We start from the raw sequence: 21696 nt of genomic DNA, 5'->3' as shown, positions 1-21696 counted from the left end.
CTATGCCGAGGACGCCGCGCGCCTGAGCAGCTCGAGGGTGCGGCGCATGCCGGCCTCGTTGCCGAGGCTGCGGTAGATCTCCCTGGCCTGCTCCAGCGGCGCCACGGCCGCCTGGCGCCCGCCGGCCTCCAGGTGCGCCTCGCCCAGGTAACGCAGGCTCCGCGCCATCCACCACCGGTCCTCCAGCTCCTCGAACGCCTGGACGGCGCGGCGCAGCTCCGCCTCCGACTCCTCGATCCGGCCCAGCCGGGCCAGCCCCCGGCCGGCCGACACGGCGTTGCGGGCCACCCCCCACGAGTCGCCCAGGGCCACGAGGATCTCCTCGGCCCGCCGGACGTACTCCAGCTCGCGCAGCCCGTTGGCCGGGTCGCCGACCTCGCCGGCCGCTCGCAGGCAGCGAGCCTCTTCCCACAGCTCACCGCGCTGCCGGAACATCTCGGCCGCCCGGTCCAGGCTGAACCCCGCCCGGGTGAAGAGGTGGGTCGCGGCCCGGTGGTCGCCCGCCGCCAGCTCGCCCCGCGCCTGAGCGGCCAGCACCTCACCGTAGACCCGCAGCGTCTGGGCCTCGGAGTAACGGTTGCCTTCGCGCTTGAAGATCTCCAGCGCGCCCTCCAGCAGCTCCCTGGCCTCCTCGGGCCGCCGCTCGGCCATCCGCATCTCGGCGAGGTTGCGCTGGGTGCGGGCCATCCACCACAGGTCCTCCTCGCCCTTGAACGCGGTGATCGCCCCGATCAGGTAGTCCTGCGCCCGGTCCAGGTGGCCGTCGCTGTACAACGTCATCCCGATTCCGCGCATGCACCTGGCCGCCCACCACGACTCGCCGAGCTCGGTGAAGATCTCCAGGGCCTGCTCGGCCTCCTCCAAAGCCCGCCCGCGCAGCCCGAGGCCGCCGTGCACGGAGGCGCTGTCGAGCAGGGCGATGGCCAGGGAGCGCCGGTCCCCGCTCCGCTCGGCGGCCGCGCAGCCGATCTCCGCGACCGCCTTCCAGTCGGCCCAGTAGGCGCGCAGCGAGTGGCACAGCGAGCAGAACGCCCTGGCCAGGCCCCACGTCAGCTCCCACAGCTCCAGCTGCCTGGCCAGGTTGATCATGGCGAGCAGCGAGAGGCGCTCGGCGTTGAGCCAGTCGCCGGCCCGCAGCTGCCCGTCAGCGCTGGCGCGGCGGCCGCCCCGGCTCCAGTCCTGCGGCCAGCGGTTCTGCGCGGCCTCCTCGGCGCGGCGGCGGTAACCGTAGAGCACCCGCTCGATCGCGGCCCTGCGCCGCTCGCTCTCGTCCTGCTCGGTCAGCTCCGCGGCGAAGACCCGGACCAGGTCGTGCAGCCGGTAGCGCATGGCGCCGGTCTGGTCGGTGCCCGAGCACTCGGCGAGCTGGGCGTCGATGAGCGCCTCCAGCTGGTCGGCGCCGTCGAGGCCGGAGATGTCGAGCAGCTCGCCGGCCACCCAGCCCGGCACGTCGGGCGCGGGCAGCGCGCTGAGCAGGCGCAGCAGCCGGCGCTGCATGCCGGTGCAGTCGTCGTAGCTGAGCTGCACCGAGGCGCGCACGCTCTTGTCGACGGTCGGGGCCAGCTCCAGCTGGTCGAGGATGCGGCGCGTGTCGGCCAGCCGGCCGGCCATCTCGCGCAGCGTCCACTGCTCGCGGGTGGCAAGCCGGCCGCCGCAGATGTTGATCGCCAGCGGCAGGTAGTCGCACAGCCGGACGATCTCCTTGGCGGAGTCGAGGTCGTCGACGATCCTGGCGCCGCCGCTGAGCCTGGCCAGCAGCTCCACGCCGTGTGCCTCGCTGAAGACGCCGAGCCGCGTGTCGTGGGTGCCGTTCAGGAACAGCGGCGCGCGCGACGTCACCAGCACCGCGCACCCCGGCTCGGCCGGGATCAGCGGTTTGACCTGGTCGGCGTCGTGGGCGTTGTCCAGGCCGATGAGGATCCTGCGGCCCTTGGTCCAGGTCAGCCAGAGTTTGCGTAATTCGTCCAGGCCGCCGGGGTCGGTGGTCAGGCGCACGTCCAGCGCGCGCAGGAAGCCGATGAGGACCTCGTCGGGGCGTACGGGGGCGTCGACGCCGCCGCGCAGGTCGGCGTAGAGCCGGCCGTCGGGGAACCAGTCGGCGACCTCCTGCCCGAACCGGGTCATGAGCGCCGACTTGCCGACGCCGCCGCGGCCGTACACGGAGACGACGAGGGGCGGCGAGAGGTCCGTGGCCTTGCGGCGAGAGGCGAAGACGTCACGCAGCTCGGCCAGGGCTTCGGCACGGCCGGTGAAGTGCTCGGGGACGGGCGGCCACTGGTCGGGCGCGACGCCGCCGGCGCTGCCGCTGATCTCCGGACGTCTGGGCCGCGACTCTGTGGTGGCCCACGTGGTGAGCCCGACGAGGATGGCCGCCCCCAGGGTCACGCCGACCTTGGCGAGCGGCGGGATCTCCCACTCCACCGATGCCGCCAGGACGCTCGCCGCTGCCGCCGCCAGGCCAGCGGAGACGGATGCCGCCCATGGCACCTTTCTTCGACGTCTTCGCGGCTTTTCTGGAAGATTGTCTGTCTTGTCGGGCAGGTCCCCGGTCAATGAACACCCCCTCTACGGGGGTGATTCAACCGAATGGGGTACGGCCCGCGCCAGCCGTACCCCACGGCTTTCCGCTACAAGCCGATCACGTGGCAGGTGGCGGTCATGGTCTTGGCCGGGTCGCTCTCCGAGGTGGCGGTGAGCTTGACCCTGGCCAGCCGGTCGCCGCCGGCCTCGCGGACCGCGTTCACGGTCACGAGCGCCTGCTTGCCGAACGCGACGGAGGCGAGGGCGTTCGGCACCTGAGTGGTCCAGCCCTTCCCCTGGACCTCGGCCTTGAGCCGGTAGACGTCGGAGCCCAGGTAGGCGCTGACGTCCTCCGGGTGCTGGCCCTGCGCCAGGGCCGCCTTGCCGGTGTTGAACAGCGGGAAGGTGCAGGAGGAGATGTTCTTGCCGGCCGGGACGCCGGCGCCGGGGAGCAGCTTGACGCCGCGCTGCTGCGGTCCCGCGCCGTCGAGCGAGCGCACGGCGACCGTGTAGGACAGCTCGCCCTCACGGTTGCGCTTCAGGTCGGTGACGTAGAAGTGCAGGCGGTTGGCCTCGTCGACGAACTCGTACTCGCTGCCCGAGTCGGTGCCCGCGTGGAAGAGGGCGTCGGACAACTGCCGGTAGTCGCCGATCGTGATCGGCACCTTGGTGCCGTCCGGCAGCACGTAGTCGGTCATGCCGATGTCCTGCGGGTTGGCGTCGACCACCCACTCGAACGGGGCCCGGTCCTGGTTCTTGGTCTTGGCCAGGAGCACGCCGGAGTCTGGGGTGAAGGAGTCGGTGCCCATGCGGTCGACGACCTCGACCGTGTAGTTCTCGTAGCCGCCGCCGTCGCACAGCGGATCGGCCGTGCTGCACGAGCTCTTGTCCCCGGTGTCGAAGGAGATGTTGATCCCGGCGAGCTCGTCCTGGCCCGGCTGCACGGCCCGGGCGAGGACCTTGGCGGTGACCAGGCCGGACTCGTCCAGCGCCTCGCGCGACAGCCGCAGGACGTTCTGCTCGTCGACCATCCCCAGCACGATCTTGTTGCGCAGCATGTGCTGGGCGCCCATGGACGCGCCCGCGGTGGGCGGGATCAGCCAGCGCGAGTGCGGGCCGCCGGGGCCGTTGAAGCTGCCGCGGCTGAGCATCTCCCAGATGCCGGTGTACGCCCGTTTGGGCGGCACGGCGTACGGATTGTTGTAGTTGTCGGCGACGCCCATGATGTGACTCAGCTCGTGGGCGTAGACCGCCATGCCGGAGCTCTCCGCCTGGACCGAGTCGACGCCGAAGCGGGCGTTGGGCCAGAAGTTGGAGCCGGCCTGCCAGGAGGTCCACTCGACGTAGCGGGTCCTGGACCAGTTGGTGAGGTTGGGGTCGGGCGGGCCCCACTCGTCGGTCACGGACTCCTTCGTCGGGAACTTCATCATCCCGAACTCCTGCCACGTGGACGACTCGTCCTGGCCGGCGCTCAGGTAGAAGACGAAGTCGAACTGCGCGGCCACGTCCGGGCCGACGGCGGCCAGCCAGGCGGCGTTGCCGTCGGTACGCAGGTTCCTGGTGCAGGTGTCACCGGCCGGGCAGGCGTCCCGCTGGTACTCCATGGCGTACTCGTGGTCCTTGCCCGGCATCGTGTACGGGCCGAATCCCGTGAGCTCCACACCGAAGCGGCCGCCCGAGTCCTCCATCCAGTACTCATGGATGGTGTGGCCCTTGTTGAGGTCGTTCGGGGTGTTGAGGAAATCCTGGTAGAACTTCGCGACCTGGTCACGCGGGATGTCGTGGGCCTCGGCGCTCGGGTTGGCGTAGATCGTCGAGCCCTTGGGCTGGGTGACGACGAACTGCTGGTTGGGGTAGTCGAGCAGGATGAGAGCACCCTTGAAGGTGCGCTTCGACCCCTTCACCGCGGGGTCGTTCCACGTGGTGCCGGGCGGCTTCTTGTAGTCCGCCCACGTCATGTTGTCGGGATTTTCCCAGTTCTGGGGGTCGATGGGCTGGATGCCGCCCGTGGGACGGCCGCGCAGCGTCTGGGCGTCGAGGGGTGTGTCGCTCTGCCAGGGCTGCGTTCGCGGCCAGTGGTCGCGCCGCCATGGGTGTTCTGGATCGGTGGGGGGTGCTGCGGAAGCGGGGGTCGCCACGAGGCTCACCGGGATGAGCACGATGGCCGCGAGTAACCCCTTCAGCAGCTTCTTCGGGAGGTTCACGGATCGACGGTATAGACGTTGTTGACGGAGATCACCGAACAGTTGTAGGGAAGACCTGTAGCGGCATGTCCTACAAATGTTGAAATATGCATGTAAGGGGGTGGTTGTGGCGGATCTTCAGCGGACCGTTGACGAGCTCGCCGCCCGTCTCGGCCGCCCCCTGTTGCTCGAGGACCGCGTGCAACGTGTCGTGGCCTACAGCGAGCAGAACGGCGCCATGGACGACATCCGCCGCGACTCGATCCTGCGCAGGCACACCACTCCCGAGGTGCGCCAGTGGTTACGCGCGGCCGGCGTGCACGAGGCGCCGGGTCCCATCCGCACCCTGGGCGCGCCGCACCTGGGCCTGCTGCCGCGCGTGTGCGTGCCTGTGCGGCACGCCGACGGGCTGCTCGGCTTCCTGTGGTTCATCGACGCCGAGCCGGCCATGTCGGAGGCGCAGGTCGCCGAGGCCGCGGCCGCCGCCCCGGGCCTGGCGCTGGCGTTGTTCCACGAGAGCCTGGCCAGCGGGCTCGCCTCGCACCGTGAGCTTGAGGCGGTCACCGGGGTGCTGCTCGGCGAGCCGGACGCGGCCAGGCAGCTGATCGAGGCAGGCGCGTTCCCGCAGGCGGAGGCGGTGACCGTGCAGGTGGCCAGGCCGCTGGCGGCCGAGCCGTCCGACTCCCTCCGGCTGGCGCTGGAGCAGGGGTTGCTGGCGCTGCGGCGGCGGCTCAGCGGGCATCATCCGCTGCACCTGGTCCGCTACGACCACGCCGTGCTGCTCACGGCCGGGGCGCCGGTCTCGCCGGACGAGCTGCACGCGGCCATGCCGGTCCCGGTGGTGGTCGGGGTGGGGCGGGCCAAGCCCACCTTGGCGGCGGCGGTGGCGTCGTACCGGGAGGCCAGGCACGCGGCCGAGGTGGCCGCCCGCGTGCCGGGGCTCGGGGGAACCGCCGAGTGGGCGCGGCTGGGCGTGTACCGCCTGCTCACCCACCTGCCCGACCAGGAGCTGCATCCGGGGCTCGAGGACCTGCTCGGGGACGCGCAGTACCTGCCGCTGCTGGAAACGCTGGAGACGTATCTGGACCTGGCGGGCAGCGCGGTGGCCACGTCCCGGGCGCTGCGACTGCACCGCACGTCGTTGTACTACCGGTTGCAGCGGGTGGAGGAACTCGCCCGTACGGACCTGAAGGACGGCGGCGAGCGACTCGCCCTGCACCTGAGCCTGAAGCTGGCCCGGCTCTCCGGACGCTACCTACCTAGGGATTTGCCTGGTTCGACCTGATTGATTGATTCCCTAGCGTAGCTCACGTTTAATTCCCTGAAAGGTAAATCCGACGGGAGTGCTGATGCCCTCTGCTGCGACGCGTGCTGGACCGACGGCAAGACGGCCTGCCCGGCCGATCCCAGGGCGGCGCTCCCCCGTGCCGATCGTGCTCCACTCCGCGCCGCTGGTCCTGCCCGTCTGCGACGATCCCCTCCGCGACGGCGCCGTGGTGATCAGGGGCGATCGGGTGCTCCAGGTGGGCTCGCGGGCCGAGCTGCTCTCGTGTTTTCCCGTCAGCGAGGAGCGCCGGTGGCCGGGGATGATCGTGGCAGGGCCGGTCGACGCCTGCTCGATCCCGCCGTCGGCGGCACGTGGGGTGACCGCGCGGGCGAGCGTGGTGTGCCACCTGGCCGAACCCGCGGGGATGCCCGGCATCACGTACATCGAGGTGAACGCCGACAGCGAGGAAGACTGGGAGGAACGCGAGCGCGACGCCGTCATCACGGCGATCCGGGAGATCGACCGGCCGTTCGCGGTGGGGATCGCGGCACGCACCAGGAACCCTCAGGTGCTGGAGGACGTGGCCGTGCTGGCCAGGACCTTCGGACTGCGGCTGCTGGCCGACCTGGACCGGCACTCACCCGCCGCACTCGATGAGGCCGGGGTGCTGGGGCCGCTATGCCACGTCACCTGCACGCGGTCGCTCGATCCCGGCGAGCGCAAGCTGCTGCGGCTGCGCGAGACCACGGTCGCCCTGTGCCCGTCGGTGCCGCCGCCCGTGACCGACGCCCTCGCCCTGCTGGACGAGGGCAACTCCCTCGCCCTCGGCACCGGCCGCGAGGCATCCGCCGCCGGGCCGCTCGGGCTGGCGGCAGCCATCAAGCGGCACGCGCGTGAGCTCGGACTGCGGCCCCGGGGCCTGGATCGCAAGCTGGTCGAGGCGGCCACGCTGGGCGGCGCCAGGGCGCTGGGCATGGATCGCGGGCCGGGCCGGATCGGGTCTCTGGGCCCCGGCGCTCGCGCCGATTTCGCGGTTTTCGACGCACGCGGCCGCTATCCGTACCCAGCGCTCCTCGCCGGGCCGCCCTGCGTCGGGACGGTCGTCGGCGGCGTGGAACGCTGAAGGCGGCGCCCACGCCGCCGCTGTCACCTGAACTGGCCGTCCACGACGCTCAGCAACTCCCCCAGCTGCTCGCGCTGCTCCTCCGACAACACCGCGAACAGCTCCTCGCCGGCCTGCCGGCGAGCCTCGCGCGCCCACCCGGCGGCGGCGCGCCCCTCAGGGGTGATGACGACCAGCGTCGAGCGGCGGTTGCCGGGATCGACCTGCCTGCGCACCAGCCCCGCCTCCTCCAGCGCGTCCACGACGGGCGTCAGCGAGCGCGGCACGATCCGCAGCTCCTCGGCCAGGTGAACCATCCGCAGCGGCCGCTCGGGGTCGGCGTCGGCGAGCACACGCAAGGCCCGCGCCTGGCTCGGGCTGAGTCCGAGCGGGACCAGCCGCCGCACGTACCCATGCCGCAGCCGCCGGCTGACCTGGTGCAAGAGCTCCGCGAGCTCCTTTTCCGCCATGCCTTAAGCTTAGCCGGAACAAATATGAGTTAACCTCTGTTTGAGTGGACATCTGAGAGGAGCACCATTTGGCGGAGGAACCACGCGCGCCGCTGCGGCGCATCATCACGCTGTTCCGCGCCTACCGTGGCCGTCTGGCTCTCGTGGGCTCGCTCATCCTTCTCGCCTCGCTCGTGTCGCTCGCCCAGCCGTTCCTGCTGCGCGAGGTGCTGGACGTGGCGATCCCGTCCAGGGACGCCGGGCTGCTGGGGCTGCTCGCCCTCGGCATGATCGCGGTCGCGGTCACGACCAGCGTCTTCGACGTGGTGCAGACCCTGATCTCCACCACGATCGGCCAGCGGGTCATGCACGATCTGCGCATCTCGGTGTACACGCACCTGCAGCGCATGTCACTGGCCTTCTTCACCCACACCAAGACCGGCGAGGTGCAGTCGCGCATCGCCAACGACATCGGCGGCATGCAGCAGGTGGTCACCTCGACCGCCTCCTCTCTCGTCTCCAACCTCACCACCGTGATCGCCACGATCGCCGCCATGGTCGCGCTCGACTGGCGGCTGACCGTGATCTCGCTCCTGCTGCTGCCGGTGTTCGTGTGGATCAGCCGCAAGGTGGGCACGGAACGCAAGCGCATCACCACCGAGCGGCAGCGCAAGCTGGCGAAGATCGCCTCGATGGTGCAGGAGTCGCTGTCGATCAGCGGCATCCTGCTGGGCCGGACGATGGGCCAGGCCGCCGGCCTGACCGAGCGCTTCGGCCGGGCCTCGGACGAGCTGGCCGACCTTGGGGTGCGCATGAGCATGGCGGGGCGCTGGCGGCAGTCGTCCATCCAGATCGTCATGGCCGCGATGCCCGCGATGATCTACTGGGCCGTCGGGTACACGGGCACGATCTCGGTCGGCACGCTGGTGGCGTTCACGACGTTGCAGACGAGCCTGTTCCGGCCGGCGGTGTCACTGCTGCGGCTCGGCGTCGAGGTGCAGACCTCCCTGGCCTTGTTCGGCCGCATCTTCGAGTATCTCGACCTGCCGGTCGACATCCACCCCGGCACCCGTACGCTCGAGCGCGTCCGTGGCGAGGTGCGCTTCGAGGAGGTCGGCTTCTCCTACGGCGAGACTCCCACGCTGACCGGCGTCGACCTCGTGGTCCCCGCGGGCACCAGCCTGGCTGTCGTGGGCGAGACGGGCGCGGGCAAGACCACGCTCAGCTATCTGCCGCCCCGGCTCTACGACGTCACGGGCGGGCGGGTGACGATCGACGGCGTGGACGTGCGGGAGCTGACGTTCGAGACGCTGAGCGCGGCGGTCGGCGTGGTCTCGCAGGAGACGTACCTGTTCCACGCCTCGATCGCGGACAACCTGCGCTTCGCCCGCCCCCAGGCCACGGACGAGGAGCTGGAGGCGGCGGCGCGGGCCGCGCGCATCCACGATCACATCGCCGCCCTGCCCGACGGCTACGACACGGTGGTGGGCGAGCGCGGCTACCGGTTCTCCGGCGGCGAGAAGCAACGCCTGGCCATCGCGCGCACGCTGCTGCGCGATCCGCCGGTGCTGATCCTCGACGAGGCCACCAGCGCGCTGGACACGCAGACGGAGCGGGCCGTGCAGGAGGCGCTCGAGGCGCTGGCGCGGGGCCGTACCACGATCACGATCGCGCACCGCCTGTCCACCGTGCGCGACGCGGACCAGATCGTGGTGCTCGACCACGGGAGCATCGTCGAGCGCGGCACTCACGATGAGCTGATGGCGCGCGGAGGCCACTACGCGGCGCTGGTGAGCAGGGACCATCCCGTAGACGTGGTTTGATGCCGTTTTAAACGTGTGTTGCCTCACATTCCGGCCAGGCCGGAATCGCTTCGCCGGAAGACCGTGTTGGATTCTCCGGCGAATCTTCAAGGCAAGGACATGTTTTGTCTCTGACTTCCTCCACGATCAGAGCCCTGCGTCATCACAATTACCGGCTTTGGGCGGGAGCGGACATCATCTCGGTGACCGGCACCTGGATGCAGGTGCTCGGTCTCAACTGGCTCATCCTCGAGATGACGGGCTCGGCCGCGAGCGTGGGACTGAGCCTCGTCATGCAGGCGCTGCCGACGTTGCTGCTGGGCATGTGGGGCGGGGCGCTGGCGGACCGGCTGCCCAGCCGGCCTGTCGTGGTCGCCGCGCAGCTCGCGCAGGCCGCGCTGGCGGCCGTGCTCGCGACCATCGTCGTGACGGGCGTCGACTCCGTGCTGCCGATCTACGCAGTGGCCCTGGCGGGCGGCGTGGTGACCGCGCTGGGCGGCCCCGCGCTCGGCCGGTTCGGAGCCCAGGTCGTGCCCCCCGCCGACCTGTCGAACGCGATGGCGCTCGGCTCCCTCCTGAGCTCGGCCGGGCGCATCCTGGGCATGAGCCTGGCAGGCGTGCTGCTGCCGGTCACGGGGAACGCCGGCCTGTTCGTCATCAACGCGGCCAGCTTCTTCGTCGTGATCGCGGCGGTGGCGGCCATGCGGCGCTCGGAGTTCCACCGGCTCGCCGCGGCCGAGCGGCAGCGGGGCGCCGTGCTCGAAGGGCTGCGGTACGTCATGCGCACCCCCTGGCTGCTCGTCGTGCTGGCCCTGTGGTTCGTCTCGGGCAGCGTCGGCCGCAACTACCAGGTCACCATGGCCGCCATGAGCGCCGGCCCCCTGGAGACGGGCGCCGGTGGGTACGGCCTGCTGTCCACGATGTTCGCCGTCGGCACGGTGCTCGGCGGCTTCCTGGTCGCCGCCCGGCCGGAGCTGACGATCCGGCTGCTGCTGATCACCGCGTTCGCGATCGGGGTGGCGCAGGCGCTGAGCGGGCTGATGCCGGAGCTGTGGTCGTTCGCGGCATTGATGGTGCCGATCGCGGCGGGCGCGGTGGCCGTCGACACCACCGTCTCGGCCCGCGCCCAACTCGACAGCCCCGAGCCGATGCGCGGCCGGGTCATCGCCGCGCTGTCCATCGTCAGCGCGGGCTCGGGCGCGCTCGGCGGGCCGTTGCTGGGCTGGCTCAGCGACACGCTCGGGCCGCGGCTCGCGCTGGAGCTCGGCGGCGTGGCCTGCGTGGCGGCGGCGCTGCTCGCGGCCATGGCGCTGGCCAGGCTCTCCGGCCGGACGATCAGGCAGGCCGCCCGGCTGCGCCCCAGCCTCGAGCAGGCCTGACCTCAGGGCGTGCGCGCCTCGGCGCATCCCGTCAAGGAAGAGTTGGCCGACGCCCTAAGGCGCGCCAAGTCAGAGGATTCCGGGCCGCTCCTTGGGTAGGGGGCGCGTATGACCGAAAAACCTCCGAACCGGCACGGCATGAGCGATGAGCAGGCGATCGAGGTCAGTGAGTGGACCGACGATCTCGGGCTCCATCACGAGGTCGTGGAGGACGACCCGCGGCGCAGGGACACGCTCGACGAGCGGCTGCGCAGGGAGGCCCCCGAACGGCTCCATGAGCCCCGTCCCAAACACCGGCTGACCCAGCCGGACGAGGGCTTGGAGCCGGACACGGAGGACGAGGAGCTCGGCGAGGACTGGGGCGATGACGACTCGGACCTGTCGGCCGAGGAGCGGGCGGTCCGCATCGATCCCGGCGAAGGCCTCAGGTGAGCCGGCGCGCGCCGGGCAGGACGGCGTGCAGGTCGTCGACGACCAGGTCGGCGGCCGCCGCTTCCGGGCGCGCGGCGTGCAGATAGCCCCACGGGCCGCGACGCAGCAACGCGGTGCGCATGCCCGCCTGCGCCGCCGGGAGCACGTCGTTGTCGATGCGGTCCCCCACGTAAAGAATCTCACCGGGCCCCCTGCCCGCGACCGCGGCCACCTTGGCGAAGAACTCCGGCTGGGGCTTCTCCACGCCCCAGCCCTCAGAGGTGTGCACGGAGTCGGCCGGCAAGTCCATCGCGAGCAGCGCCCCGTACGCCCGGCGCGGCTGGTTGCCCGCGATGATCACCTGGTAACCGGCCGCCTGAAGGGCGGCCAGCGCCTCGCGCACGTCGGGATAGAGGTCGTCGGCGTCGAAGTGGTTACGCAGGCCGTCGGGGTCGTCACGCTCCCAGGCGGCCTCCTCCGCGTCCAGGTCGAAGCCGGGCCGGATGAGCTGGAACGCCTCGGCGTGCGGGCGGTCGAGCGCGGCCATGCCGCCGAGCGCGCCCATGAGCACAAAGCTGCTCACACCCAGCCGCCCAGCCCAGCGCGACCAGATGCGCGTCTCGTCGATGAGCGTCTCCCCGACGTCGAACACCACAGCCTTGATCATCAATCCCCCCGCTCGACCCTGTTTCAGCTCAGTCATCCGGGCACTTGGTGAAGGCCCGACAAAACAACCTTAAGGGGGATTTTTCATGCAACCGGAGCGTGACGCGAAGGACCGCCAGCTCGACGCCACCCGTGTGCCGCTGGACGACCGCAATCTGACAACGGATCAGGGCATCCCGGTCGACGACACCGACAACTCGCTGAAGGCGGGCACGCGCGGTCCCACGCTCATGGAGGACTTCCACTTCCGCGAGAAGATCACCCGCTTCGACCACGAGCGCATCCCCGAGCGCGTGGTCCACGCCAGAGGCGCCGGCGCGTATGGGATCTTCGAGTTGTACGAGCCGCTCGGCGACCTGACCACGGCCGCGTTCCTCAACGACACCTCGGCCAGGACGCCGACCTTCGTGCGCTTCTCCACCGTGGCCGGCTCGCGCGGCTCGGCCGACACCGTCAGGGACGTGCGCGGGTTCGCCACCAAGTTCTACACCACGCAGGGCAACTACGACCTCGTCGGCAACAACTTCCCGGTCTTCTTCATCCAGGACGGCGTCAAGTTCCCCGACTTCGTGCACGCGGTCAAGCCCGAGCCGCACAACGAGATCCCGCAGGCGCAGTCGGCGCACGACACGTTCTGGGACTTCGTGCAGCTCCAGCCCGAGTCGCTGCACATGGTCATGTGGCTGATGTCCGATCGGGCGATCCCGCGCAGCTTCCGGATGATGCAGGGGTTCGGGGTGCATACGTTCCGGCTGGTGAACGCCTCGGGGCAGGGCACGTTCGTCAAGTTTCACTGGCGGCCGGTGCTGGGGACGTACTCGCTGGTGTGGGACGAGGTGCTGCGCATCCAGGGCAACGACCCCGACTACAACCGCCGCGACCTGTGGGAGGCGATCGAGCGCGGCGCCTATCCCGAGTACGAGCTGTGCCTGCAGCTCGTCCCCGAGTCGCGCGAGCACGACTTCGACTTCGATCTGCTCGACCCCACCAAGATCATTCCTGAGGAGGTGGTGCCGCTGCGGCCCATCGGCAAGATGACGCTCAACCGCAACCCGCAGAACTTCTTCGCCGAGACCGAGCAGGTCGCCTTCCACACCGCCAACGTGGTGCCCGGCATCGACTTCAGCAACGACCCGCTGCTGCAGGCCAGGAACTTCTCCTACCTCGACACCCAGCTCCTGCGGCTGGCCGGGCCCAACTTCCCGCAGATCCCCATCAACCGTCCACTGGCCGCGGTCCGCAACGACCAGCGCGACGGCTTCCACCAGCACATGATCCATGAGTCCCAGACGAGCTACGCCCCCAACTCCATCAGCGGCGGCCACCCGGGCGCCGCGGACGGCTACCGGCACTACCAGGAGAAGGTGGAGGGCAGCAAGATCCGGATGCGCAGCCCCAGTTTCCAGGACCACTACAGCCAGGCCACCCTGTTCTGGAACAGCATGGCCGGCTGGGAGAAGCAGCACATCGTGGCGGCCTTCCTGTTCGAGCTGGGGCACGTGGAGCGCCCCCACATCAAGGAGGCCGTGGTGAACCATCTGGGCAAGATCCACCCGGACCTGGCCACCCAGGTCGCCGACGGCCTCGGCCTCCCCGCGCCCGCCGTGTCCGCGGTCCACGCCAACGCCTCCCCCGCCCTCAGCATGACGAACCAGCCGCGCAGCGTCGCCACCCGCAAGATCGCCATCCTCATGGCCGACGGTACGGACGCGGCGGCGGTCACGAGCCTGCGGCGGGAGCTCGAGGATCAAGGGGCGATCTGCGAGGTGGTGGCCCCCTTCGAGGGCAGCGTCGGCGGCCTGCCGGTGGACCGGCAGCTCAGCGCGGCGAACTCGGTGCTGTACGACGCGGTGGTGGCCGCCGACGGGGCGAACCTGGCCACGGTCGGGCGGGCGCAGTTCTTCGTCAAGGAGGCGTTCAGGCACAAGAAAGCCATCGGGGCGGTGGGCTCGGGCCGCCTGCTCATCGAGGCGGCGCACCTGCCCAACGAGGTCGGGGTCGTGATGGGGGACGGGAACGACATCGCGAAGGAGTTCGCGGAGGCGGTGGCGGGGCATCGCTTCTACGCGCGGGACGTGTTCAGCGTGCCGGCGTGAAATCCGTGGCGCGGGCTCGCCTCGCGGCCCGCGCACGGCACGCGATCTATAGGAGGCGATCGTCGATGGCCGCCGACTTCGAGCTCAACACCTCGATCTTCATGGTGTGAGCTTCTCCATCGCCTTAGAGATCCGCTTCTCCGACACCGGCGTAGGCGTCCCCAGCGTCTGCGCGAAGAAGCTCACCCTCAGCTCCTCGATCATCCACCGGATCTCCACCACGTCCGGATCCCCCCGCCGCGCCGGATGCAGCTTCTCCAGCAGGTCGTGGTAGTCGTCCTCGACCTTGTGCACCCGCTCCATCCATTCCTGGTCACGCCAAGGCTCCTCGGGGAGCTTGGTCAGGCGGCGGTCGATGGCTCGGATGTAGCGGAGGAGGTCGGAGAGCCGCCGGTAGCCGGTGGCCGTGACGAAACCCGGGTAGACCAGCTTGTCCAACTGGTCCCGGATGTCGTCGGTGGAGGCACTCGCGCGCAACGCGTCGAGGCGGGCGCCGGCCTCGTGCCAGACCGCCAGGATCTGCTCCACTCTGCCGAGCACGTCCGCTGCCGAGTCGTACACATGAGCGCGCACATGCTGGTAGAGGCGGTCGAAGGCGACCGGGTCCCAGGCGGGGCCGCCGACGTCGAGCATGAGCTTGTCCACGGCCGCGTTGATCACGTCGTCGAACAGCGCCACCGCCCCGCCGTGCGGGCTGCGTGACAGGGCCAGCTTGGCCTGGTTGGACAGGCCGCCGAGCAGGGACTTGGCCGGGTTGGTGACGTTGAGGAGCAGCAGGCGGCGGACGCCGGGCCAGTGGGAGCGGTGCTGCTCGGCCTCCGTCTCGAAGATCTTGATCGAGACCGAGTCGCCCCCGTCCACCAGCGCCGGATAGCCCTTCATCCGGCCCTGCTCGAAGACCTTCGGCAGGCGCCCGAAGCTCCACGTGTGCAGGCCCGTCTGCTCCAGGTCGTCGCCGGCCTGGGACAACGTCTGGCGCAGGCGCGGGGCGAGGCGGCGCTTGAGCGCGTCGAGGTCCTTGTCCTCGGCCACCGTGCGCTTGCGCTCGTCGATCACTCGGTACGTGATGCGCAGGTGGTCCGGCACCTGGTCCAGCTGCCAGGCCTCGCGCGGCACGCGTACGCCCGTGAGCCGCAGCAGCTCGCGCTCCACGGCCGCCAGCAGCGGCTCCCCGCCCTGCTGGACCCCGGCCAGCACCTGCTTGGCGTAGTTGGGGGCGGGCACGAAGTTGCGGCGCAGGTTCTTCGGCAGCGACCGGATCAGCGCGGTGATCAGCTCTTCGCGCAGTCCCGGGATCTGCCAGTCGAAGCCGTCGGAGTTGACCTGGTTGAGCACCTGGAGCGGCACGTGCACGGTCACGCCGTCGGCGTTGGCTCCCGGCTCGAACTGGTAGGTCAGCTTCATCCGCTGGCCCAGTTGTTTCCAGGTGTCGGGGTAGTCGCGGGCGCTGACGTCGGCGCCCTCGTTGACCAGCATCTCCGGCGAGAACGTCAGCAGGTCCGGCGTCTCCCGCCCGGCCTTCTTCCACCAGGAGTCGAAGTGCCGGGCGGAGACCACGTCGGCGGGCACCCGCTGGTCGTAGAAGTCGAACAGCGCCTCGTCGTCCACCATGATGTCCCGGCGGCGGGCGCGGTTTTCCAGCTCCTCGACCTCCTCCAGGAGCCTGCGGTTGTCCTTGAGGAAGCGGTGGTGGGTGTCCCAGTCGCCCTCGACCAGCGCATGCCGGATGAACAGCTCGCGCGACAGGTCGGGGTCGATGCGGCCGTAGTTGACCTTGCGACCGACGACGAGCGGCACGCCGTAGAGGGTGACCTTCTCCAGCGCGATCACCGCGCCCTGGTTCTTCTCCCAGTGCGGCTCGGAGTAGGTGCGTTTGACCAGGTGCTGGGCGAGCGGCTCGACCCAGTCGGGCTCGATCTTGGCGTTGACCCTGGCCCAGAGGCGGGAGGTCTCGACCAGCTCGGCCGACATGACCCACTGCGGCTGCTTCTTGGCCAGCGTGGAGCCGGGGAAGATGGCGAAGCGGGCGTTGCGGGCGCCGATGTATTCCTGGATCGGCCGGCGGCCGTCGGCGCCGCGCTTTTCCATGACGTCCTTGACGCCGATGTGCGACAGCAGCCCGACCAGCAGGGACGCGTGCACGTGGTGAGGGTCGGCCGGGCCGCTGTTGAGCTGGGCGCCCAGCGTCTGGCGCAGCTGGCTGTAGATGTCCTGCCACTCGCGCACGCGCAGGTAGTTGAGGAACTCCGCCTTGCAGAGCCGCCTGAAGGCGCTGGAGGACAGCTCCTTCTGCTTGTCGCGCAGGTAGTTCCACAGGTTGAGGTAGGCCAGGAAGTCCGACTCGGGGTCGGCGAAGCGGCGGTGCTTCTCGTCGGCCTGCTGCTGCTTGTCGGCGGGGCGCTCGCGCGGGTCCTGGATGGACAGTGCGGCGGCGATCACCATGACCTCGCGCAGGCAGCCGTTCTTCTCCGCCTCCAGCACCATGCGGCCCAGGCGGGGGTCCACCGGCAGGTTCGCCAGCTGGCGGCCGACGGGGGTGAGCTTGCTGTGCGCGTCGAAGGCGCCCAGCTCATGCAGCAGGTTGACGCCGTCCTTGACCTGGCGGCGGTCCGGCGGCTCGACGAACGGGAACGCCTCGATGTCGCCGAGCCCGATGGAGGTCATCTGCAGGATGACGGAGGCCAGGTTGGTTCGCAGGATCTCCGGGTCGGTGAACTCGGCCCGGCTGAGGAAGTCCTCCTCCTCGTAGAGCCGGATGCAGATGCCGTCGGAGGTGCGCCCGGAGCGGCCCTTGCGCTGGTTGGCGCTGGCCTGGGAGATGGCCTCGATGGGGAGGCGCTGCACCTTGGTGCGGTGACTGTAGCGGGAGATGCGCGCGTAACCCGGATCGACGACGTATTTGATGCCGGGGACCGTGAGCGAGGTCTCGGCCACGTTGGTGGCCAGGACGATGCGCCGGCCGGTGTGGCGCTGGAAGACGCGGTGCTGCTCGGCGGCGCTGAGGCGGGCGTAGAGCGGGAGGATCTCGGTGTTGCGGAAGTCGGCCTTGGTCAGGGCGTCGGCGGCGTCGCGGATCTCCCGCTCGCCGGAGAGGAACACGAGGATGTCGCCGGGGCCCTCGGAGATGAGCTCCTGACAGGCCGTCACGATGCCCTGCGTCTGGTCGTCGTCCTCGTCGAGCGGCCGGTAACGCACCTCGACGGGATAGGTGCGGCCGGAGACCTCGATGATCGGCGCGTCGCCGAAGTGGCGGGAGAACCGCTCGGGGTCGATCGTGGCGCTGGTGATGATGACCTTGAGGTCCGGCCGTTGCGGCAGGAGCTGTTTCAGGTAGCCGAGGATGAAGTCGATGTTGAGGCTGCGCTCGTGGGCCTCGTCGATGATCAGCGTGTCATATTGGTCGAGCATGCGGTCGTTCTGCAGCTCGGCCAGCAGGATGCCGTCGGTCATCAGCTTGACCAGGGTGCGCTCGCTCGCCTGGTCGGTGAAGCGGACCTTGTAGCCGACCACCTCGCCCAGGCCGGTGCCGAGCTCTTCGGCGATGCGCTCGGCGACCGTGCGGGCGGCGATGCGGCGGGGCTGGGTGTGGCCGATCAGCCCGCGTACGCCCCGGCCCAGCTCCAGGCAGATCTTGGGGATCTGGGTGGTCTTGCCGGACCCCGTCTCACCGGCGATGATCACGACCTGGTGGTCGCGGATGGCCGCGAGGATGTCGTCCTTACGCTGTGAGACCGGCAGGTTTTCCGGATATCTCACCTGCGGCAGGGCTTCGCGGCGGCGTATCAGTCGCTGCTCGGCCCGCTCCACGTCGGCGAGGATCTCCGCGACGATCTTGTCGCGGGCGTCGCGGGAGCGCACCCGGCGCATGCCGTCGAGCCTGCGCCGCAGTCGCCGCTGGTCGCGCGGCATGAGCTCGGGCAGGCGGGACTGAAGCTCGGCGAGTGGAGAGGACGAGGACAAGGAAGGCGTTCCCATACTGCTTTCAGGATATTTGAGCCCGGCTTCCCCGGAGCCAACCGCCCATGCTGCCCGATCGCGCCGCCCGCGCGCATCCCAATATCCCGTCGGCGCGCCGATCAGCCGGTCGGGGACCTCCCCGGATCAGCGCGGCGGGAGGGAGGAGAGGAACGCCGACTGGATGGCGTCCAGGCCACGGCCGACGTCGCGGATGTCGAAGGAGGGCCGCGCCCCGCCCTGGGCCGCCGCGAGCCGCTCCTCCAGTTGCCCGCGAGCCGAGAGCTGGGCCGCACGCACCGCCGCCACGACCGCCTCGGCCAGCTCGTCGCTGCCCATCGAGCGCAACAGGCGCGGATCCAGGCGGATCTCGCGCAGGAGACCGTCGGACTCCACCGCGGCCCGGATCTTCCCGCCGGCGGACGTTCCCTCCCCGGTGACCTCTTCGAGCCCGTTCATCGCCTGCACCAACGTCGCCATGGCCTCGTCCGCGCGCCGGGCGAGCTTCTCCAGCTCCTCTGGCGTGACAGCGGCCGGATTGAAGTCGGACATGCCATGACCTCCCCTGTTCGTCGATATGACCTGGGAGTCGATCAAGACTCACTGAACCGGCCGCCAGCGAACGGTTTCTCGCCGGTGAACATCCGATGAACCCGACGATCATCGCCTCTTCGGCGACAAAGATGGCTTTCGACGCAATATTGCTGAAGGAGCGACATGTCCAGCCCGCAGGACACAAGGTTCATCACCTCTCGCACCATCGACACGATGAGCGAGCACTACAAGGACATCTGGGACGACTTCAAGAAGAGCGCTGACCGCGCCTGGGACACCGACCTCATCGAAGCGTTCGGCGAGATGTTCCGGGACATACTCTCCCAGACTTACTACAAGGCGCAGGTGGGCTGCCAGGATGCCCTTCGGGACGGCGCCATCGCCTCTCAGGGCATCTCCGAGGGCCTGGCCACCTGCGCCCATAACTGGCGCACGGCCGAGCAGGCCAGCATCGTGGAGTACAGGTAATGGCCGGCGTGCCCCCGCAGACCCTCATGACACTCAGGCACCTGGAGGTGTTGGGGGGCGTACCCATGGTGGGGCTCATGTACCTGCTGAGCCTCGGGACGGACGAGGACAAGGTCTCGGAGGTCGCCAAGATCTGGAAGCAACTGGCCAGGGACCTCGACGACCCTGTCGAGCTGCTTGACCGCATTCCCGGCGCGTCGAGGCAGGGCTGGATCGCCGACGACCAGCGGGAGTTCTCCCGGGTGACGGGCGACATGCACGCCAGCACCGAGGCCCTGCGCGACTCGCTCGACAAAGTGGGAGACAGCCTCGAAGCCGTGGCGTTCGCCTTCCGGCTCTTCAAGGGGGCGATGGTGACCCTCGGCGCTGTGCTCATCCCGCCGATCACAGCCCTCGTCCCGATGGCGCTGGTGCCCGCGACCGCCGCGCAGGCCCATGCGTCGCTGAGGTGGCTGGCGCACGCCGCGGACAAGGCGGTGACCGTGATGATCGGGGCGCTCTGGGCGTCCGCCGCGGCGCAGCTGGCCGCGATCGGCATCATGAAGTGGGAGCAGCGGCAGCTGGACCAGCTGGCCGACTTCCACTTCCCCGACGGCGTGCCCAGCTCGAGGCTGCAGGACGTGGACTTCGCCCACGTGAAGATCGACGCCAGGAAGTTCCCCACCTTCCAGCCCCCTGACCGAGGCGACGAGCTGCCTGACGCGGCGAAGGACTTCGCGTGGGTCGCCCCGGCCAAACCGGCTGCCGAGCCGTCCGAGGACTGAACCGGTCAGGAGGCCGCCGCGAGAGCCGCCCCGATGATGCCCGCCTCGTTCTGGAGCGCGGCGGGCACCACGGGCGTGTCGAGGGTGATGTGCGGCAGGAACCTGTCCGCCTTCTTGCTCGCTCCCCCGCCGATCACGATCAGCGACGGCGAGAAGAGCATCTCGACGTGCTCCAGGTATTGCTGCACCCGCTCGGCCCAATGCTCCCAGCTCAGGTCGTGCTCCTGGCGGGCCCGGTCCGAGGCCCGGTGCTCGGCGTCCTTGCCGTGCAGCTCCAGGTGCCCCAGCTCGGTGTTGCGCACCAGCGTCCCGTCGGTGAACAGCGCGCTGCCGATCCCCGTGCCGAACGTCAGCACGAGCACGGTCCCCCGCTTCCCGCGGCCCTCGCCGAAGGTCATCTCGGCCATGCCGGCCGCGTCGGCGTCGTTGAGCACGGTCGCGCCGCCGAACAACGCGGCCGCGTCCACGCCGATCCAGGAACGGGCCACGTTGGCGGCCGACCGCACGACGCCGTCCACGACGACGCCGGGGAACGTCACGCCGACGGGACCGCCCCAGTGGAAATGCTCGACGATCGACGACACCACATGAGCCACGTCATCGGGCTTGGACGGCTGCGGCGTGGGGATGCGCAGACGCTCCTCGACCAGCCGGCCCGCCTCGGTGTCCACAGGGGCGCCCTTGATGCCCGAGCCGCCGATGTCGATGCCCAACACGTTCATGCTTTTCCCTCTCCCCCGCATGACGCAGGGAAACTCGTGTACCGATATTTCCGACACCCGGCTGAACCGGCCTCCCGCCCTCCGCGTATCTCGCGTCACAAGCGCTAACTAGGAGGCAACGGATGCGGCCACGCATCATCACACTCTGCGCTGTTGCGGTCGTCTTGGGAGCGACTCTCACCACTCCCGCACACGCCACCACCAGGACTCGTTTCGACGTCATCAACCTTGTGTCGGACGTTCAGGGCAAAGCCCAGGTCACCGACCCCAAGGTCGTCAACCCGTGGGGCCTGGCCATGGGCAAGACTCTGTGGGTCTCCAACACGGGCACCGGCACCGCCACCGTCTACTCCGGCACCGGCAAGAAGGAGCAGACCGAGGTGTGGATCCCCGGCGGAGCCCCCACCGGCCAGGTGTTCAACCCCGGCGAGGGCTTCACCGTGAAGGGCAAGCCCGCCACATTCATCTTCTCCAGCCCGAGCGGCGCCATCACCGGATGGAACGCCGAGGTCGACCCGAAGAACGCGATCATAGCGGCGTTCACCCGCGGGGCCGACTACAAGGGCCTGGAGCTCGTCCAGACCGAGGACGAGGCATTCCTGCTGGCCCCCGACTTCGCCGGCGGCCGCATCCACGCCTTCGACGAGGACTTCCGGCGCATCCGCCTGGCCCGCTGGCAGTTCCAGGACGGGGATCTCCCCGACGGCTACCACCCGTACAACGTCGCGGTGGCCAACGGCAACATCTGGGTGTCCTACGCGCTGCGTGACCCGGCCACCGGCAAGCCGGTCTTCGGCAGGGGCAAGGGCTTCGTCAGCCGCTTCAACGCCTCCGGCCGCCTGACCGGCCGCATCTCCCGCACCGGGCTCAACGCCCCCTGGGGCCTGACGGCCGCGCCGCAGGGCTGGGGCCCGTACGCCGGCTCGCTGCTGGTCGGCAACTTCGGCGACGGCACCGTGCACGCGTACAAGCAGGGCCGGCACCTGGGCTCGTTGCGCGACTCCAGCGGCAAGCCGATCGTGCTGCCGGGCCTGTGGGACCTGGAGCCGGGCACCGCGGCCACCGGCGGCGAGAAGTCCCTGTGGTTCTCCGCCGGCATCGACGGCACCAAGCACGGCCTGATCGGCGTCATCGCCCCGCAGGGCACGAAGCCTACGTCCACCGGGACGGGAACCGGAGCCAGCCCGTCGGCCTCGCCGACGCACCCGGCCGGCCACAAGTCGAGCGCCCCAGCTACTCAGCCGCCCTCCCAGAACAATCCGTACGGCGGGTACTGACCGGCGCTCTCGCGCCGCCGCCCCCGGCCAGGCGAGGAGCGCAGCTCGCCGACAGCAGGCCGGGGGCGGCGGTCCACCCGA

General features: G+C 70.1%; 16 protein-coding genes. 9 read left to right on the top strand and 7 right to left on the bottom strand.

What is annotated here, in order from left to right; genetic code table 11:
• Positions 1 to 2487, bottom strand: a complete 2487-nt coding sequence (locus tag Q9G87_RS42530; protein ID WP_305922295.1) for an ATP-binding protein — start codon at positions 2485 to 2487, stop codon at positions 1 to 3.
• A 140-nt stretch (positions 2488 to 2627) separates the two neighbouring features.
• Positions 2628 to 4724 carry a M6 family metalloprotease domain-containing protein gene (locus tag Q9G87_RS42525; protein ID WP_305922294.1) on the bottom strand — a complete coding sequence of 699 codons (2097 nt, stop codon included), beginning with the start codon at positions 4722 to 4724 and terminating at the stop codon, positions 2628 to 2630.
• 106 nt (positions 4725 to 4830) lie between these two features.
• On the opposite strand from Q9G87_RS42525, the gene Q9G87_RS42520 reads away from it, so the two are divergent.
• Both Q9G87_RS42520 and Q9G87_RS42515 read left to right on the top strand, forming a co-directional pair.
• Positions 4831 to 5988, top strand: a complete 1158-nt coding sequence (locus tag Q9G87_RS42520; protein WP_305922293.1) for a PucR family transcriptional regulator — start codon at positions 4831 to 4833, stop codon at positions 5986 to 5988.
• Between the two features lie 139 nt (positions 5989 to 6127).
• Positions 6128 to 7093 carry an amidohydrolase family protein gene (locus Q9G87_RS42515; RefSeq protein WP_305922292.1) on the top strand — a complete coding sequence of 322 codons (966 nt, stop codon included), beginning with the start codon at positions 6128 to 6130 and terminating at the stop codon, positions 7091 to 7093.
• A 23-nt stretch (positions 7094 to 7116) separates the two neighbouring features.
• On the opposite strand, the gene Q9G87_RS42510 is transcribed toward Q9G87_RS42515, so the two are convergent.
• A complete protein-coding gene (locus tag Q9G87_RS42510; RefSeq protein WP_305922291.1) occupies positions 7117 to 7542 on the bottom strand; it encodes a MarR family winged helix-turn-helix transcriptional regulator in 426 nt (141 codons plus the stop codon).
• 68 nt (positions 7543 to 7610) lie between these two features.
• Between Q9G87_RS42510 and Q9G87_RS42505 the strand changes: the two genes are divergently transcribed.
• The 3 genes from Q9G87_RS42505 (at position 7611) to Q9G87_RS42495 (ending at position 11134) form a co-directional block, all read left to right on the top strand.
• The gene (locus tag Q9G87_RS42505) at positions 7611 to 9344 is read left to right on the top strand and encodes an ABC transporter ATP-binding protein (protein ID WP_305922290.1); all 1734 of its coding nucleotides are present in this window, start codon (positions 7611 to 7613) and stop codon (positions 9342 to 9344) included.
• 104 nt (positions 9345 to 9448) lie between these two features.
• The gene (locus Q9G87_RS42500) at positions 9449 to 10702 is read left to right on the top strand and encodes an MFS transporter (protein ID WP_305922289.1); all 1254 of its coding nucleotides are present in this window, start codon (positions 9449 to 9451) and stop codon (positions 10700 to 10702) included.
• 108 nt (positions 10703 to 10810) lie between these two features.
• Positions 10811 to 11134: a DUF5709 domain-containing protein gene (locus tag Q9G87_RS42495; protein ID WP_305922288.1), complete on the top strand. Its 324-nt coding sequence runs from the start codon at positions 10811 to 10813 to the stop codon at positions 11132 to 11134.
• Here the strand turns inward: Q9G87_RS42495 and Q9G87_RS42490 are convergent.
• A complete protein-coding gene (locus Q9G87_RS42490; RefSeq protein WP_305922287.1) occupies positions 11127 to 11780 on the bottom strand; it encodes an HAD family hydrolase in 654 nt (217 codons plus the stop codon). The genes Q9G87_RS42495 and Q9G87_RS42490 overlap by 8 nt on opposite strands.
• 85 nt (positions 11781 to 11865) lie before the next feature.
• Here Q9G87_RS42490 and Q9G87_RS42485 point away from each other — a divergent pair, with 85 nt between their 5' ends.
• Positions 11866 to 13875 (top strand): catalase, encoded by a 2010-nt coding sequence (locus Q9G87_RS42485; protein ID WP_305922286.1) that lies wholly within the window; start codon positions 11866 to 11868, stop codon positions 13873 to 13875.
• Positions 13876 to 13974: 99 nt separating this feature from the next.
• On the opposite strand, the gene hrpA is transcribed toward Q9G87_RS42485, so the two are convergent.
• Together hrpA and Q9G87_RS42475 are read right to left on the bottom strand one after the other, a co-directional pair.
• Entirely contained in the window at positions 13975 to 17850 is a 3876-nt protein-coding gene (hrpA, locus tag Q9G87_RS42480) for an ATP-dependent RNA helicase HrpA (RefSeq protein ID WP_305922285.1), read from the bottom strand.
• A 126-nt stretch (positions 17851 to 17976) separates the two neighbouring features.
• On the bottom strand, positions 17977 to 18381 hold the full coding sequence (locus Q9G87_RS42475) for a YbaB/EbfC family nucleoid-associated protein (RefSeq protein ID WP_305922284.1): 405 nt from the start codon (positions 18379 to 18381) through the stop codon (positions 17977 to 17979).
• Positions 18382 to 18546: 165 nt separating this feature from the next.
• Here Q9G87_RS42475 and Q9G87_RS42470 point away from each other — a divergent pair, with 165 nt between their 5' ends.
• Together Q9G87_RS42470 and Q9G87_RS42465 are read left to right on the top strand one after the other, a co-directional pair.
• Entirely contained in the window at positions 18547 to 18852 is a 306-nt protein-coding gene (locus Q9G87_RS42470; protein ID WP_305922283.1) for a hypothetical protein, read from the top strand.
• Complete coding sequence (locus tag Q9G87_RS42465; protein WP_305922282.1) at positions 18852 to 19616, top strand: WXG100-like domain-containing protein; 765 nt, start codon at positions 18852 to 18854, stop codon at positions 19614 to 19616. The genes Q9G87_RS42470 and Q9G87_RS42465 overlap by 1 nt, the downstream gene beginning before the upstream one ends.
• A gap of 5 nt (positions 19617 to 19621) precedes the next feature.
• On the opposite strand, the gene ppgK is transcribed toward Q9G87_RS42465, so the two are convergent.
• Positions 19622 to 20338 (bottom strand): polyphosphate--glucose phosphotransferase, encoded by a 717-nt coding sequence (gene ppgK, locus Q9G87_RS42460; protein WP_305922281.1) that lies wholly within the window; start codon positions 20336 to 20338, stop codon positions 19622 to 19624.
• Between the two features lie 122 nt (positions 20339 to 20460).
• Between ppgK and Q9G87_RS42455 the strand changes: the two genes are divergently transcribed.
• The gene (locus Q9G87_RS42455; protein ID WP_305922280.1) at positions 20461 to 21615 is read left to right on the top strand and encodes a TIGR03118 family protein; all 1155 of its coding nucleotides are present in this window, start codon (positions 20461 to 20463) and stop codon (positions 21613 to 21615) included.
• Positions 21616 to 21696: the final 81 nt, after the last annotated feature.

It is taken from the genome of Nonomuraea turcica (genome assembly GCF_030718205.1).
In the GTDB taxonomy this organism is placed as follows: domain Bacteria; phylum Actinomycetota; class Actinomycetes; order Streptosporangiales; family Streptosporangiaceae; genus Nonomuraea.
Note: the sequence above shows the minus strand (reverse complement) of the source record. Positions and strands in the feature narration are given on the sequence as shown.

Coding starts and splice junctions, on each gene's coding strand:
- Q9G87_RS42510 (WP_305922291.1), bottom strand. CDS start 7,542: ATGGCGGAAAAGGAGCTCGCGGAGCTCTTGCACCAGGTCAGCCGGCGG.
- Q9G87_RS42495 (WP_305922288.1), top strand. CDS start 10,811: ATGACCGAAAAACCTCCGAACCGGCACGGCATGAGCGATGAGCAGGCG.
- Q9G87_RS42490 (WP_305922287.1), bottom strand. CDS start 11,780: ATGATCAAGGCTGTGGTGTTCGACGTCGGGGAGACGCTCATCGACGAG.
- Q9G87_RS42485 (WP_305922286.1), top strand. CDS start 11,866: ATGCAACCGGAGCGTGACGCGAAGGACCGCCAGCTCGACGCCACCCGT.
- hrpA (WP_305922285.1), bottom strand. CDS start 17,850: ATGGGAACGCCTTCCTTGTCCTCGTCCTCTCCACTCGCCGAGCTTCAG.
- Q9G87_RS42475 (WP_305922284.1), bottom strand. CDS start 18,381: ATGTCCGACTTCAATCCGGCCGCTGTCACGCCAGAGGAGCTGGAGAAG.
- Q9G87_RS42470 (WP_305922283.1), top strand. CDS start 18,547: ATGTCCAGCCCGCAGGACACAAGGTTCATCACCTCTCGCACCATCGAC.
- Q9G87_RS42465 (WP_305922282.1), top strand. CDS start 18,852: ATGGCCGGCGTGCCCCCGCAGACCCTCATGACACTCAGGCACCTGGAG.
- ppgK (WP_305922281.1), bottom strand. CDS start 20,338: ATGAACGTGTTGGGCATCGACATCGGCGGCTCGGGCATCAAGGGCGCC.
- Q9G87_RS42455 (WP_305922280.1), top strand. CDS start 20,461: ATGCGGCCACGCATCATCACACTCTGCGCTGTTGCGGTCGTCTTGGGA.